Origin of the sequence: Clostridioides sp. ZZV14-6387 (genome assembly GCF_020657835.1) — a bacterium.
Classification (GTDB): Bacteria; Bacillota; Clostridia; order Peptostreptococcales; family Peptostreptococcaceae; genus Clostridioides; species Clostridioides difficile_A.
Genome location: NZ_JAGWCW010000034.1, coordinates 1 through 15,308, shown reverse-complemented (window position 1 = coordinate 15,308; position 15,308 = coordinate 1). Strand labels below are relative to the sequence as shown.

The window sequence follows — 15,308 nt, the reverse complement described above, 5'->3', positions numbered from 1 at the left end:
GGTTGCTTACAAACAGAGATATTATAATAGCAGTTAATAAAAAGTTAAAAAATGAGTTCATGGATATAGATATTTTTATTAATGAAGATAATACACAATGCTTTAAAGAGGCTTGTTTTTTTGTGCAGATTTTACCTCTTTCTAATAATATTGCAAATAAAATTTTAGATATTAAAAAGATATTCATAGATATTGAATATTATCAAAAGGCTAGAAAAAATAAATTAAATCTATATGATATACAAAGTAGATTGGAAAAAATATTTAACAGAAACATTAGCGTTAAAGATAGGAGTTTAACTATAGAGAATATATCTCCATCGATTGTAAAAGATTCTGTAGGATATAAACTAACTTTTCTAATGACTGTATCTTATTTTGAAGAAGTCTATTTTGAAAATGAAACATTTGAAATTATGGAAAATGTAGATTTGAAGATAGGAAGTGATTAAATGGGTTTACCAGAAATTAATATTTCTTTTATCCAAGCAGGAAAAACTTTTGTTAAACGTTCTGGAGGTATTGTAGCACTTATTTTAAAAGATACAAAAAATATAGGGCTAGTTGAGATAAAAGAAATGGAGGATATTCCAGAAAATTATTCTGCCACTAATTTAGACTATATAAAAATGGCTATGAAGGGAAATGTATATCCTCCAAATAAAGTATTAGTTTATACATTAGATACAGATGAATTAATAGATGATGCACTAGATTTTCTTGAAACTTGCGAGTTTAATTATCTTTGTATGCCAGATGAGACAGAACAAGATTTACCTAAAATCAAAGCATGGATTAATAAGATGAGAGAAGATAATAAAATAAAAGTTAAAGCTATTACTGCAAGTAATTCAGCAGATTATGAAGGCATAATAAACTTTACAGCAACTGACATTGAAGTTGAAGGTAAAAAATACACTTCAAACGAGTTTCTGCCAAGAATAGCAGGCTTTATTGCAGGAACTCCATCAACTCAATCTGTAACATATGCAGAAGTACCAGAAGTTACTAATATACCTAAATTGACAAGAGTTGAAGCAAATACAAAGATAAATAATGGAGAGTTAATATTGATAAAAGAAAGTGGATCTATAGTAATTGCTAGAGGAGTTACATCCTTTACAACAACTACTGATTCAAAAGGTGATATATTCAAAAAGATTAAGTTAGTTGATACATTGGACCAAATTCATAACGATATTAAAAAGATAATTGTAAGAAATTATATAGGAAAAACACCAAACACTTATGATAACAAGTGTTTGCTTATTGTTGCAATACAATTATATCTTCAAGAATTAGAAAAAGAAGGTTTAATTGACCCAGGTTCAACAATAGAAATTAATTTAGATGCTCAGAGAGCATGGTTAAAAAAAAATCATATTGATGTATCTAATATGGAAGAACAACAAATAAAAGAATGTAACACAGATACAATTGTATTTTTAAAAGCAAAAATTAAGTTAATAGATGCCATGGAAGATGTGTATTTAGACATCTCTATGTAGTTTGGAGGTTAAAATTTGAAAGCTAAAATAGACCCAAGTAGAATAATATCTGGTACATTTGGAGAATGTTGGATAGATGGAAGGCAAATGATGGCTGTAAAAGGCTTAGAGGCAAAAATTGAATTAGAAAAAGAAGAGGTTAAAGTTTGTGGACAATTGATGGTTGGACAAAAACTCATTGGAGCATCTGGAAAGGGCTCTGTAAATTTATTTAAAGTGAGTTCCCTATTTGGAGAATATGTTGAAAGTATGTTAAACGAAGGAAAAGCATTCAAATTTACTATAATAAGTAAATTACAAGACCCAGATTCATATGGAGCTGAAAGAGTTGCTCTTTATGGTTGTATGCTTGATGACTTAACTTTAGCAGATTGGGAAGCAGGAAAAATGGGAGAAATAGAAGTTCCATTTACTTTTGAAAGCTTTAAATATTTAGATAAAATTACAGAAAAATAGGAGGATTTTTATTATATGAATACAGTAGAAAAATTATTAAATATGGATGCAGGTAAATTAAAAATGCCATCTAGTATATTTGAATTATATTGCAAAAAATTAGATGATATCTTAGAAATTGAATGTAATGCTATTGATCCGGAGCGTTTTGATGAGATAAGAATGAACTCAATGGATGTAGATAGTGGTAATTTAGAAAATATTAATGTTTATGAACTTAAGGTAAATACAATACTTGAGTCATGCCCAATGTTTAGAAATATGGAAGTTGTAGAAAATCTGGGCTTGGCAACCCCTAAAGACCTTCTAAAAAAATTACTCTTAGCAGGAGAAATTGATAATTTATATGAGGAAGTTAATAAAGTAAATGGCATAGATGCAGAGGGAGATAAAAAAAGACAAAAAGAAAGAGCTAAAGATATAAAAAACTAATTAAAACGGATGGAGAAGTTAACTTGATGTACTTATTATTTAAGTATAAAGGTATAATGCCATCCGTTTCTTATTGTATACTAAGAGGCGAAAAAGAAATTGTTAGTGTTTTTATGGATCAAGAATTAGATGAAAGAAAAGAAGAAATAAAATCTGGTGCTGGGAGGTTGTTTTAGTATATGAGTTCTAATACAAAAGTCCTACAAGCAATAATAAAAATGAGAGATGAAGCAAGTTCAACCTTAAGAAGAGTAGCAGCAAATACTAGAGCTCTGCATGACTCATCTTCCCAAGCATCAAGATCATTAAATAATGTCCAAAGTAGTTTAAAAAGTGTTGGAACCAGTGCTTTAAAAGCAGGAGGTCTTATCACTGCTGGAGTTGGTGGGGCATTTGTAGCAGCAACTAAAGTTGGAACAGAATTTGAAAGTGCTATGTCTCAAGTTAAGGCTACATTTGGAAATTCTCTAAAACCAGGAGACTTTGAAGCTATGTCTAAAGCTGCTAGAGATGCTGGAAAAGCTACAACTAAAACTGCTGCTGATTCTGCTAATGCACTTCAGTATATGGGACTTGCTGGATGGGATGTTCAAAAGTCAATGAATGCTTTAATGCCAGTACTTAATTTATCAGAGGCAGCCTCTATGGACCTTGGTCTAGCATCAGATTTAGTAACTGATAGTATGAGTTCTATGTGTTTAGAAGTTGATAAAGTCAGTAAAAGTGGCAAAGTACTAGCTGGTGCTGGATTAAGTGAGTACTTAGATAAGGTTGCAAATGCATCTACTAAATCAAATACAAATATTCAACAGCTAATGGAAGCATTTAATGTTGCAGGTGGTACATTTAGTAATTTAAAAGTTCCGTTATCTGAGGCAACTGCTATCATGGGAATACTTGCAAATAGAGGAGTTAAGGGGACAGATGCAGGTCATGCTTTAAACTCAATCATGATAAATCTTACAACGGGTGCAGGGCAAGCAGGTAAAGCAATGAAAAAACTAGGTGTAAGTGCATTTGATAACCAGGGTAAATTTAAAGGTATGTCAAATGTACTTAAAGAAGTTGCAAATAAAACAAAAGATATGACTGATAAACAGAAAAATTATTACTTAGCTGCCATAGGTGGAAAGACTCAATTAAAAACGTTACAAAAGTTACTTGATGGGGTTGGAAATGAGTATGATAGCTTAAAGAAAAAAATAGATAATTCAAAGGGTGCCTTAAAAACAATGTCTGATGTAATGAAGGATAATACTAAGGGAGGACTTGCAACCTTAAAATCAGCCCTTGAAGAAACTGGAATTACTATTTACTATCAACTAAAGCCAGCAATAGCATCTGTAGTTGATAATTTAACTAAAATGACCGTTTGGTTTAATAATCTAAGTGAACCAATAAAAAGAGTCATAACTAATGTAATGCTTTCGGTTGGAGCATTTGGAGTTCTTTTATTAACTATAGGTGCAGTATCTTTAATTGTTTCAAAGGCTATAGGAGTCTTTGGTTTCTTCGTTCCAATAATATTAAGAGCAAAAGTTGCTTTCAGAGCTTTTGTAATTGGTATGAAACCATTAAGTGCAGTATTCTTAGCTGTAATGGGTCCTATAGGATTGACTATAACAGCTGTAATTGCACTGTCAGTAGCATTTACTGTTGCTTATGCTAAATCTGAAGTATTTAGAAATAAGGTTAATTCATTGGTAAAATCATTTACAGAATTCGCAAAGCCTATAGTAAATTTTTGTATGCCTGCACTTAAACAATTAGGAGAGAAATTTAAAGAGTTGTTATCAGCATTTGGTCCACTGTTTGCATCTATCTTAAACTTAGGAAGTGTAATAATGAAGGTACTAGGACCTGTTTTAATTGGTGTAATAGGTTTTCATATAGCAAAGTTAGTTGTAGTTTTATCTACTCTAGCAACTGCCTTTAAAGCTGTGGTTGATACTATAACTAATGTATTAAATGATCTTGCATCTATTTTAAATGGAATATTTGATTTAATTATCAGCATTGTCACAGGTGATAGTAAAAAGATGATAAATGGAGTTAAGCAAATATTTGATGGTGGAACTAAAATTATAAAATCAATTTGGAAAGGATTCATAGATTTTGTAACTGCTCCTATACAAGCTATAGCTGATATAGCTGACAGCTTATTTAAAGATAAAGCTAAATGGCTTACAGATAAATGGAGAGATTTAAGAACAACATTAGAAAATCCAATAGAAGCAACTGCTAAAATTGCTACCAAAACAAATGTAAATATTCCAGGAAGTAAAGCAGCAGATGCAGCTGGAAAATCAACTCCAAATACAGGAGGATTAAAACAAACAGTAGCAAATCTAAAGGGTTCATTTAGTGATTTTAAAACTTTTATTAAACCTATGACAGATTCTATAAGTCAAGGAGTTGAATCTGGAAAATCTAAATTTACAGAGTTACAAAATAAAATATTAAATGATGTTAAGCCTGCACTAAAGGTTTTAGAAGATTCTGGAGTAAATTTTAAGAATAAATTTAAAGAGTCAATAACTTCAATAAAAGATAAATTTAATGAATTAAAGGATATATTAGCTGGAAACATTAAAACAAATATAGATAATCTAGTAAAAGCATTTGAACCTTTAAAACCTCATTTAGATAATTTGAAAGAGTGTTTTGATAAAGTTAAAAAAGCGATTACTGACTTTTTTACCCCAGCCAAACAAGTTGGAGATACAGTAGACCAGGCAAGCCAACCAATGGACAATATGAAAAAATCTACTGATGGTATAAAGTTAGCATTTCAAAACTTAGGTCAGGCGCTTGCCCCTGTTAAAGCTTGGTTCCAAGGATTTATGCCTTTCCTATCACAAATAGGACAGCAATTATTACCAGCTATAGGAATAGCAATAGCTGGTGTTGTTGGAGGAATAATTTTAGCATTTATATGGTTTTTAAATACATTAACTGCAATAATAACAACTGTTTCTGGAGTTATAAACGGAATCATATCTTTTATATCTGGAATTGTAAATGTTGTAATGGGACTTATAACAGGAAATGCTGATCAAACTATGGATGGACTTAAGCAAATATTTGATGGCGGAGTAGGTATAGTAAAATCTATTTGGAATGGGCTGGTAGATTTAGTAAGCGGAATACTAGAACCTGTAATAGATCTTGCTGACTCATTTTTTAAAGATAAAGTTAAAGGCGTAAAAGAAACCTGGAATAAACTTAAAGAATTCTTCCATAATCCAATCAAAGGGATGATTGAGATAGTAAAAAGTGGTCCTAGTTTAAAAATAGGAAAAGGTGCAGATGCTGCTGGCGGTCCAAGACGTGCATTTGGTATAAATAGAGTTCCTCGAAATGATTATTTAATAAGAGCGCATGAAGGAGAGAAACTTTTAACCAAGCAGGAGGCCAATCAATATAAAAGAAATAATTCAAATGGTAGTTTATTAATTGATAAATTGGCTGATACAATAATTGTAAGAGAAGAGGCTGACATAGATAAAATAGTAAAGAAAATAAATAGAAAAATATCTATCGCAAATGCTGGAGGGGTATTATAAATTTAATTTTTTCTTTAAATATAATAAATGATTTCAAAAAGACACTTATTCAATTAAGTGTCTTTTTTAGGAGGAGTTTAATGGAAATATGGTTAAGACAAGCAAATAATACCTTTAGATTTCCTGTTATTCCATCTTCTTTTGAGATAAATGGAAGTGCGACAATAAATACATCTAATATTTTAAGTGTTGGAGATATCGCAGTATTTGGAGGATTAGGACTTAAAACTATAGAACTATCCTCTTTTTTTCCAAATCAAGAATATAGTTTCTGTAATTATAATGGATTTCCAAAACCATATGATTGTGTAAATTTAATAGAAAGTTGGATGAGAGAAGGATATATATTAAGATTTATCATTACAGAAACTAATATAAACTTTGAATGTATAATTGCAGATTTTAATTATAGAGAACAAGATTATTCAAGAGATGTTTATTTTACCTTAAGTCTAAAAGAATATAGAAGGATACAAATATCTAAAGGAAATATTAATAATGATGAAAAATTATCTTCTGAAAAGAATATTCCACTGACAAAAGGGTTTGATACTAAGAAAAAAACACATAAGGTTGTTGAAGGAGATACCCTTTTTAAGATAGCTAAAAAATATTATGGCAATGGAGATTTGTGGGAAAAGATTTATAAAGCAAATGAAGATACAATCAAAGATCCATCTGTAATAAAAAATGGTTGGATATTAATAATCCCTTAAAATGGTGGTGATTTATAATTAATAAAATCAAAATACAAGTTCATATAAAAAACGGAAATATATATAATGTAACTGATTTAGTGGATAAATGCACTTGGTCTGGTGATTATAGATCACCATCAAGAACTTTAGAATTTTCTATAGTTCAATCTGCAAGTGATATTAATTTTAGGCAGATAGATATTCCAGTAGCAAGTACAGTTTGCTTCTATGTTAATGATAAAGAACTTTTTAGAGGGATGATAATAGATAGATCTTTAGACTCAAGCAATAGTATGATTGATTTCACTGCAAAAGATATGGGTTTTTTACTTTTACAAAGCGAAGTATCATATAACTTTAAAGATAAACTAGTTGAAGATATTGCAAAACAGGTTTTTGTAGACAATAAACTCCCACTAGGTAATTTGCCTAAGACTGGAGTTAAATATACAAAAATGTTTATTGGTGTAACTGGTTATGATACTATAATGAGTGTTTATACAGAAGCAAGCAAGACAACTAAAAAAAAGTATATGATAGAGTCTAATCTTGATAAATTTAATGTCATTGAGAAGGGTGTAGTTACTTTAAATATAACATTTGAAGAAGATTTTAACCTTATTAATACAAATTTTTCTGAAAGCATGGAGAATGTAAAAAATAAAATACTGGTTGTTGATCAGTATGGTAATAAGATTAGTGAGAAGATAAATGACTCTATATTTAAAGACGTTGGAGTAATTATGCAAAAGGTAATACAACAACAAGAAAATAGCACCATAGATATAGAAAGCGAGTTTAAAGGACTCGAAAAGACTTGCTCTTTAAAAGGATATGGTGATATAAGTTGTGTAACTGGCAGAGGTGTAAAAGTAAAAGACTCATATACAAAACTTATAGGGCTCTTTTATATAGATACAGATAAGCATACATGGCAAAATGGAGATTATCAAATTGAATTAGAGCTTAATTTTGAGAATATAATGGATGAGAAATCTGCTGGTCAAGATGAACAAAAAGAAGATGGTTCAGAGTATACTGGAGGAACAGAATACCCTGCTGAATTTACTGCTTATTGTCCTAGAAAATCCGAGGGTGGAGATACAGATTGCAGAAAGAAAAAACTAGATCCTTCTAAAAAAACATGTGCAGCTCCTATGGTTGGGGCTTTCAAACAATCTTACTATACAAAAGATTTTTTAGATAAACATCCATTGTTAAAATATGGTGATGAAATACAGTTAGTTACAGGAGTTTCAAATCGAGATGGAACGTACAAAGTAAATGATGTTGGCTCTGCCATAATTATAGACAAAGATGGAACTTATCACATAGATATTTTATTTGGAAATGTAGAAGATATGATGGATTTTGGAAGAAGAAAAGGAAAAATAGTAATAGGTGGTTATACTGGAAACGTGACAGAAAGAGCAAAAACTGTTATAGCTGAAGCAAGAAAACACCTTGGAAAACCATACAAATGGGGTGGTAATGGACCAAGTAATTTTGACTGTTCTGGACTTATGGTATATTGCTTTAAAAAAGTTAATGTCAATTTACCAAGAACATCTAGCCAACAATCTAAAGTTGGTAAAAAAGTAGAACAAAATAATTTACAAGCAGGAGACTTAGTATTTTTTCATAATCCAGTTAGTCATGTTGGTTTATATATAGGCAATGGAGAATTTTTACATGCACCACAAAAAGGTGATGTAGTTAAAATAAGTAAGTTAAGTAGTAGAAAAGATTTTAATACATCTAGAAGAGTTTTATAAAAAGAGGTGATAGCATGGCAGATCCAATTAATGAATTTATAGGAATAATGAGACAAGAAGGTAAATTTCATAATGAACCTTCTTTTTTTATTGGTAAAGTTAAAGATAAATTACCAGATTTAAAGATTGAAATAAATAATATTGAATTGGAAAAAGAAGATATTTTAATAGATAGCTGGATTCTTGATAGACAAATAGAATCTTTTAATACAGAAATAAATAAAGAGCACAAACATAATATAAAAAATCCTTTTACTAATAACCTTGAATCTGGAGATATGGTAATAATGTTTAAAATAGGTGAAAAATTTGCTATTGTAAGTAAATTGGTGAGCCTAGATGAATGATACGATATTTCCTTTCATGGGTGTTCCAGAGGATTATATTTCTCCAGTCAGTGAAGAATTGCCTATTTTTAAAGAATTTGCTTGGGATTTTAATAAAGATGAAAAGATAATTGAAAACGGAGACTTTAAAATAGTTGAAAGAAATGAGGCAATTAAAGTATGGATTTATAAAACAATAAAAACAGATAAGTATGTATATCTAATATATGATTGGGATTATGGAACAGATTTAAAGAATCTAATAGGACAAAAGTATACTAAAGGTCTTACTGAAAGTGAGGCAAAAAGGTATATACAAGAAGCACTATTAACTAATCCATATATATTAGAGGTTAATGTAACAAATACAGAATTTAAAGATGATAATTTATCTATAAGTTTAAATGTAAAAACAATTTATGGAGAGGAGGAGATTATTTTTGTATAATAGCCAATCATTCAGTACCTTAAATAATAGAACTTTAAATAACATAAGTCTACCTCTTTATAAAGGTCAGGGTTCTTCTCTTTATAATATAGTTTCTCCAATAAATTCAGAACTTGCACAATTATATATAGAACTTTCTTATATACATAAGAGAGTTTTTATTCAAGATAACTTTGATGATTTTCTTGATAGAAGAGTCAATGAATTTGGCGTATATAGAAAGTTAGGCACAGAAGCAATAGGCGAGGTAATATTTGAGGGCAAAATAGGAACTAAAATACCAAATGGAACAATAGTATCTCATAGTGATTTACTATTTGTAGTTATTAAAGATATTACAATAGATGAAGATAGTAAGTTAAATGTAAGCCCTATACAGGCTTTAGAGGTTGGTATTAAGTATAATTTATCAGCTAACACAGAATTTAAACTTATAGAAGAAATAAATGGAGTAACTAAAATTTATAATGAACTGGACCTAAATGGTGGAACAGAAATAGAAACTGATGAAGAATTAAAAGAAAGGTTCTATAAAATACAAAAAAATCAAGCAACGAGTGGAAATAAAGCACATTACCAGTCTTGGGCCTTAGAGGTTGAAGGTGTTTATAATGCAAAAGTAATTCCTCGCTGGGATGGACCAGGTACAATTAAGATTCTAATTTATGGTCAAAACAATCAATCAGTTGATAACGAAGTATTACAAAGATGCACTGAACATATAGAAGAAGAAAAACCTATTGGATCTACTGTTACAGTTGTTACACCAAGCACTTTTGATATTACCATTAGTGCAACTTTAACATTTGAAATTGGATATGATATTGAATCCATAAAAGTTGTGTTTTTAGATATTATAAATTCTTATTTAATAGAAAATTCAAGAGAGATTATTTATATAAAAGTAATGAGTTTATTGGCAAGTATAGAAGGTATTTATGATATAAAAAATCTTCTTATAAATGGTGATGTTAAAAATATAATAGTTGATGAAGAAAAGGTTCCTGCTGTTTCAAGTGTTACATTTAATATCGAGGTGAGTTAAATTGAAGTTAATTGATTATCTACCAAGTTTTGCAAACAATGAAATTGACATACAAATCCAGGAAGCACTTGAAAATGAACTTCTGACACTACTTGATGAAAAAGATGATTTACTAGATCAGTTTTTTGTAGATACAGCAACTTGGGGACTTGATGACTGGGAGAACCTCTTAGGAATAAAAATAAATTATAAGTTAGATTTTGATACTAGAAGAAGTAATATAAAGGCAAAGATTAGAGGTAGAGGAATAACTACAATAGAAGTTATAAAAGCTATATCAGAAGCTTATACAAAGACCAATGTTGATGTAGAAATATTTAGTAATCTATTTAGTTTTACACTCAGTTTTATAACAAATAATTGCAGTTATAACACTATTTTAGAATTAGATAAGAAAATAGAAGAAATAAAACCTGCACATTTAGAGCATAAGTTTGAAATGATTTTATTCAACCAAAGTTCTATGTTTGCAGGTTCTACAATGAATACAGGTGAAACAGTTACTATATATCCTTACAGTCCAACTGATATAACTTCTTTTGGAGAATTGACTATAACTACAGGCAATGACAGGAGTATGGAAAAAGTAACTTTATATCCTAGACAGGAGGTGATATAGTTGTCAGAACAAAAATATTATACGCTTTTAACTAAGATTGGTAAAGCATCTATTGCAAATGCTACAGCACTTGGTAATAAAGTAGATTTAGTAAAATTACAGCTTGGTGATGGAGCAGGGGCAGAATATAATCCAACAGAAGAACAAACTTCTCTAAAAAATGTAGTTTGGGAAGGTTCTTTAAATAATGTAAAGATAGACGAAGAAAATCCAAACTGGATAGTAATAGAAACTGTAATACCAGGTAGTGTAGGTGGCTTTATGATAAGAGAAGTAGGAATATTTGATTCATTAAATCAATTAATTGCAGTATCTAAATATCCTGAAACATATAAACCAACTGCTGATAGTGGAAGTGTAAAAGACTTAGTTATAAAAATTATTTTAGTAGTCTCCAACACTTCAAGTGTAAATTTGAAAGTAGACCCAACTGTTATTTTAGCCACACTTAAAGATATACAAGAATTAGACACTAAAATAGATACAACTAAAACAGAATTAACAAACAACATAGAAACTGCTAAAACAGAGTTAAATAACAAAATAGGGGATACGACACAACTTACTACAACAGATAAAACAAATATAGTTAGTGCAATAAATGAGGTTAAAACTAGTGTAGATAGTATAGAAACAACAGCAGAAAAAACAAGTATAAAAGATACAGATAACTTATTTGCAAGTGACAATGTAGAGGGAGCATTAAAAGAAGTGATGCAGGAAGTAAAAGGCAATAGAAGTAGTATTATATTTAGCATAAATAGTAATTTGATACCAATGTAAAATGAAAGGAGTGATTATATGGCATCAGGTTGGTATGATTTCATAAAGACAATTAAAAGAAGGAGAGGCACTTATCCAGCCTCTTACATACATCAATATACTTGTTATCTTGATAGTGCTGAATATTGGGGTAGTTATAATTTAAGTACTGCTAGCAGTATACATATTTCTGCAACAAAAACTTATTATATTGATTCCTATGAGGTATATTTTATATCAAAAGGAAATGGTCAGAAATATGTTATGGATGGTTATGTAATGCGACAGAGTACTACTGTTCAATTTATACCAGACCCTACTATCTCTATAAATAGTGATTTAGGTGTTATTGGTGATGCTTGTAATATAAAGTATAGAATACCAGACAGTAATCCAGACGTTGCTTTTAAAATAACTGTGAAATTAAATGATGTTGTAATAAGTGAAAAAAATAATACAGTAGATTCTAATTATACTATAGATTTAACTGATGAACATTTATCTAATTTAGTATTTAATTCTGTAAATAATGTAACCATTGAACTTAGTACTACTGGTGGCGGTAAATTTTTAGATAAAACAGTTACATTCACAAAAGGCAACACTAAACCCAAAATAAATGTAACTTCTTATAACTCAACTACCGCAATCTTTACAGCAATAGACACAGATAATAATTTAAGTAAAATAGAGTGGTTTATTGATGATGTACTAAAAGAAACAATAACAACAGATTTAACAGCAGAGAAAACTATTAACTATGAACTTACAGACAATGCAATACACACACTTAAAATAGTTGCTACAGATGCAGAAAATGCAACAGTTGAGAAAGTATTAAGCATAAGTAAAGAAATAATGCCACTGCAAACAGACGCTAGTTTAAGTGATATATCAACTAAGTTAGTAGAGATTGGCGAAGGGTTTAAAAATGGTAAAACAAGTATTATAAATACTTTAGCATTAAAGAATGTAGAAGCAAGTTTGAATAACACACTTGTGGAGTTGTCTGAGAAAATTAAATTATCTTTTGATAGTTCAGATGCTAGTGTTGAAGAATTACAAAATCAACTAACAGAGAAGAATAATACTATAAGTCAGTTAAATACAGAAATTTCTAAACGTGCTAAATTTGCAAAAGGTAAATGTAATTCCTTTGATGGTTATGCAAGTTTAAATGTTTCTTTAAACTTTACTCCTAATTTTTTAATTATTCGTTATATTAATGAAAGATATGATAAACATTATGTAGATGTTTATTCTAGTTATATAACTATTCGTAGTGGAGCAATTTATCAAAGTGGAACAGGTGGGACATTCATAATTCCATCTAATGATAGTGGATTTATGTACAAATTAACTGGCGATTTTTCACAAACTATAAGTGGCGTTGAATGGATCGCTGTTAGAGTATAAAGGAGGTAATAAAAATGGATAGAGGAAATAGAATAATTTATAATCAAGATGGAAAAATATTGTTTCAAACAGGAGAAGCAACAGGAGATGTACAAGAATGGTCAGAAATAAAAGAGTTACACTTTTTAGATGTTGAATTTGGTAGTATAGACTATAGTAAACAGTATATAGAGTCTATAAATCCAGTTACAAAAGAACCTGTTTTAAAAGATATAGAGGTTGTATTAACTGATGAACAAAAGAGATTAGAAGCATTAGAAAAAGAATTAAATATGTTAAAAGAAGGCAACAAAGATAGAGATAGTGAGATAGTAAACACTGCTTTTGAAGTAGAAAATATAAGATTAAACAACAATTTATAGGAGGAAATGATATGTATAACTTATTAAAATTAATGATAGAACAAAATAACTATAGTACTAAGGAAGATTTACAACATAAAATGGATGTATTCTATGCAGTTAACAGGATTACAGAGGAACAATATTTAGAATTAACAGGTTTATTAAATAAAGAAGAAACACCAGTAGAACTGACAGTATAGAAGGTTCTTTTTTTTATTTGCACTTATTGAGTTAATTTGTATTATAATTAATTTAAATAGGGGGAATTTATTATGAATGAAGGTTTAGATATTAGAGAATCAACTATAAAAAGTGAGGCGGTTTTTAGTAAAGACCAAAAACATAGGTACTTGATAAAACGTATCTGGGATGAGAACAAACCTAAAGCATCAATTATATTGCTTAATCCAAGTTTAGCTAACGAATATAAATATGACAATACAAGTATGAAAGCAATAAACTATTTAGTTGATAATAAAGAATATGGTGGTATTTATATAGTTAATTTATATTCTTATATAGAAACAAATAGCGATAAAGTAAAAGGTAATATAAAAAGATTAGGCAAAAAAGAAAATGATAAATGGATTAAATTTGCCATAAATAACTCAGAGAAAGTTTATATAGCTTGGGGTTCAAACGATGGGAATAAGACGCGAATCGAAGAAGTTATTAATATATTAAAGTACAATGACTGTAGGATTGTTTATAAATTATTAGATAAAAATGGGGATGCAAAACATCCATCTATATGTAATATAGTGGAGGAAGAACAAATAGATATTAATAATATTCTATAATAATATATCGGGAAAAAGAATTCTTTTTAATGAGGATTCTTTTTTTATTTCAATTAATTAGGAGGTTTTCATGAATGAAGAACTGGTGAAGGAGAAAATAAGTACACTTGAAACAAGAGTAAAAGAGCATGGCAAACAAATTGATAGGATAGAGATTGAGCAAGCAAAGTTTGCTATACAAATACAAAATTTATGTAGTGATATAAAGAATTTAACAGGAGTACTTAAATGGCTTGTAGGAGTTATAATTACAACCTTAGTAGGATTCTTTATATTTGCAATACAGAAAGGAATATTTTAATTAGGAGGATAAGAGATGGATAATTTAATAAGTTTCATACCAGAGCAGTTACTAATTTTAGTTGCTGCTCTTTATGTTGTAGGAGCAGGATGTAAGAAGTATAAACAGTTAGATAACAAATATATTCCAGTAGTATTATTAGTACTTGGTATAGGTTTCTCAGTATGGATGCTAGGACTAAATGCTGATGCAGTCTTACAAGGCGTGATTTGTTGGGGTATATCAATAGGTATAAATCAAACTTACAAGCAGTTAAAGGAGGAAAATAAATAATGAAAATAGGTGTAAATTGTGGACATACAAAAACAGGACCAGGCTCTGGAGCTATAGGTAAAATAAATGAGTCAATAGAAACTAGGAATGTAGGTTATAAAGTAATTGATAAATTAAAAAAACTAGGCAATAATGTAGTCGATTGTACTATAGATAAAGCATCTACTCAATCAGAATGTTTATCTAAGATAACAGCACAAGCTAATAGACAAGATTTAGACTGGTTCATATCAATACACTTCAACGCTGGAGGTGGCAAAGGATGTGAAGTTTACACATATAAAGGTAAGCAGTATCAAGATGCTGTAGATGTTTGTAAAAATATATCTAAGCTGGGATTCACAAATAGAGGTGTAAAAGATGGAAGTGGATTATATGTAGTAAAGAAAACAAAAGCTAAAAGTATGCTAATAGAAGTATGCTTTGTAGACACCGAAGATGCAAATAAGTATTTGAGTTTAGGAGCTGATAAATTAGCTACTGCAATAGTAGAAGCTATAACTAAACATATAAGTTCAGCAGAAGAAAACAATTATAAT

General features: G+C 29.5%; 20 protein-coding genes. All 20 read left to right on the top strand.

Going from position 1 to position 15,308, the window contains the following annotated elements; all coding sequences use genetic code 11:
* Window positions 1–2: 2 nt before the first annotated feature.
* Window positions 3–452, top strand: coding sequence for a DUF6838 family protein (locus KGF38_RS17255; RefSeq protein ID WP_227832561.1), 450 nt, complete (start codon window positions 3–5; stop codon window positions 450–452).
* Window positions 453–1,508, top strand: a complete 1,056-nt coding sequence (locus KGF38_RS17250; protein WP_227832560.1) for a phage tail sheath subtilisin-like domain-containing protein — start codon at window positions 453–455, stop codon at window positions 1,506–1,508.
* 15 nt (window positions 1,509–1,523) lie between these two features.
* Window positions 1,524–1,964: a phage tail tube protein gene (locus KGF38_RS17245; RefSeq protein WP_021402940.1), complete on the top strand. Its 441-nt coding sequence runs from the start codon at window positions 1,524–1,526 to the stop codon at window positions 1,962–1,964.
* A gap of 15 nt (window positions 1,965–1,979) precedes the next feature.
* Window positions 1,980–2,396, top strand: coding sequence for a phage tail assembly chaperone (locus KGF38_RS17240; protein ID WP_009899644.1), 417 nt, complete (start codon window positions 1,980–1,982; stop codon window positions 2,394–2,396).
* 26 nt (window positions 2,397–2,422) lie between these two features.
* Entirely contained in the window at window positions 2,423–2,572 is a 150-nt protein-coding gene (locus KGF38_RS17235) for a hypothetical protein (protein WP_165476789.1), read from the top strand.
* Window positions 2,573–2,575: 3 nt separating this feature from the next.
* Window positions 2,576–5,962 (top strand): phage tail tape measure protein, encoded by a 3,387-nt coding sequence (locus tag KGF38_RS17230; RefSeq protein WP_227832559.1) that lies wholly within the window; start codon window positions 2,576–2,578, stop codon window positions 5,960–5,962.
* A gap of 80 nt (window positions 5,963–6,042) precedes the next feature.
* The gene (locus KGF38_RS17225) at window positions 6,043–6,678 is read left to right on the top strand and encodes a LysM peptidoglycan-binding domain-containing protein (protein WP_227832558.1); all 636 of its coding nucleotides are present in this window, start codon (window positions 6,043–6,045) and stop codon (window positions 6,676–6,678) included.
* Window positions 6,679–6,917: 239 nt separating this feature from the next.
* On the top strand, window positions 6,918–8,435 hold the full coding sequence (locus tag KGF38_RS17220) for an NlpC/P60 family protein (protein ID WP_255646266.1): 1,518 nt from the start codon (window positions 6,918–6,920) through the stop codon (window positions 8,433–8,435).
* A gap of 14 nt (window positions 8,436–8,449) precedes the next feature.
* Complete coding sequence (locus tag KGF38_RS17215) at window positions 8,450–8,782, top strand: DUF2577 family protein (protein WP_227832556.1); 333 nt, start codon at window positions 8,450–8,452, stop codon at window positions 8,780–8,782.
* A complete protein-coding gene (locus KGF38_RS17210; protein WP_227832555.1) occupies window positions 8,775–9,209 on the top strand; it encodes a DUF2634 domain-containing protein in 435 nt (144 codons plus the stop codon). Before KGF38_RS17215 ends, KGF38_RS17210 begins: the two co-directional genes overlap by 8 nt.
* A complete protein-coding gene (locus KGF38_RS17205; protein WP_227832554.1) occupies window positions 9,202–10,254 on the top strand; it encodes a baseplate J/gp47 family protein in 1,053 nt (350 codons plus the stop codon). Before KGF38_RS17210 ends, KGF38_RS17205 begins: the two co-directional genes overlap by 8 nt.
* 1 nt (window position 10,255) lies before the next feature.
* A complete protein-coding gene (locus KGF38_RS17200) occupies window positions 10,256–10,873 on the top strand; it encodes a putative phage tail protein (protein WP_227832553.1) in 618 nt (205 codons plus the stop codon).
* Complete coding sequence (locus KGF38_RS17195; protein WP_227832552.1) at window positions 10,874–11,656, top strand: phage tail protein; 783 nt, start codon at window positions 10,874–10,876, stop codon at window positions 11,654–11,656.
* 18 nt (window positions 11,657–11,674) lie between these two features.
* The gene (locus KGF38_RS17190) at window positions 11,675–13,051 is read left to right on the top strand and encodes a hypothetical protein (RefSeq protein ID WP_227832551.1); all 1,377 of its coding nucleotides are present in this window, start codon (window positions 11,675–11,677) and stop codon (window positions 13,049–13,051) included.
* Between the two features lie 14 nt (window positions 13,052–13,065).
* Complete coding sequence (locus KGF38_RS17185) at window positions 13,066–13,413, top strand: hypothetical protein (RefSeq protein WP_227832550.1); 348 nt, start codon at window positions 13,066–13,068, stop codon at window positions 13,411–13,413.
* A gap of 11 nt (window positions 13,414–13,424) precedes the next feature.
* Window positions 13,425–13,595, top strand: coding sequence for a hypothetical protein (locus KGF38_RS17180; protein WP_227832549.1), 171 nt, complete (start codon window positions 13,425–13,427; stop codon window positions 13,593–13,595).
* A 72-nt stretch (window positions 13,596–13,667) separates the two neighbouring features.
* Complete coding sequence (locus KGF38_RS17175) at window positions 13,668–14,195, top strand: DUF1643 domain-containing protein (RefSeq protein ID WP_227832548.1); 528 nt, start codon at window positions 13,668–13,670, stop codon at window positions 14,193–14,195.
* Window positions 14,196–14,265: 70 nt separating this feature from the next.
* On the top strand, window positions 14,266–14,496 hold the full coding sequence (locus tag KGF38_RS17170; protein WP_009902618.1) for a hemolysin XhlA family protein: 231 nt from the start codon (window positions 14,266–14,268) through the stop codon (window positions 14,494–14,496).
* A 15-nt stretch (window positions 14,497–14,511) separates the two neighbouring features.
* The gene (locus tag KGF38_RS17165) at window positions 14,512–14,769 is read left to right on the top strand and encodes a phage holin family protein (RefSeq protein ID WP_227832547.1); all 258 of its coding nucleotides are present in this window, start codon (window positions 14,512–14,514) and stop codon (window positions 14,767–14,769) included.
* Window positions 14,769–15,308: N-acetylmuramoyl-L-alanine amidase (locus tag KGF38_RS17160; protein ID WP_227832546.1), on the top strand; the 540-nt coding region annotated here is incomplete at its 3' end. The genes KGF38_RS17165 and KGF38_RS17160, both read left to right, overlap by 1 nt.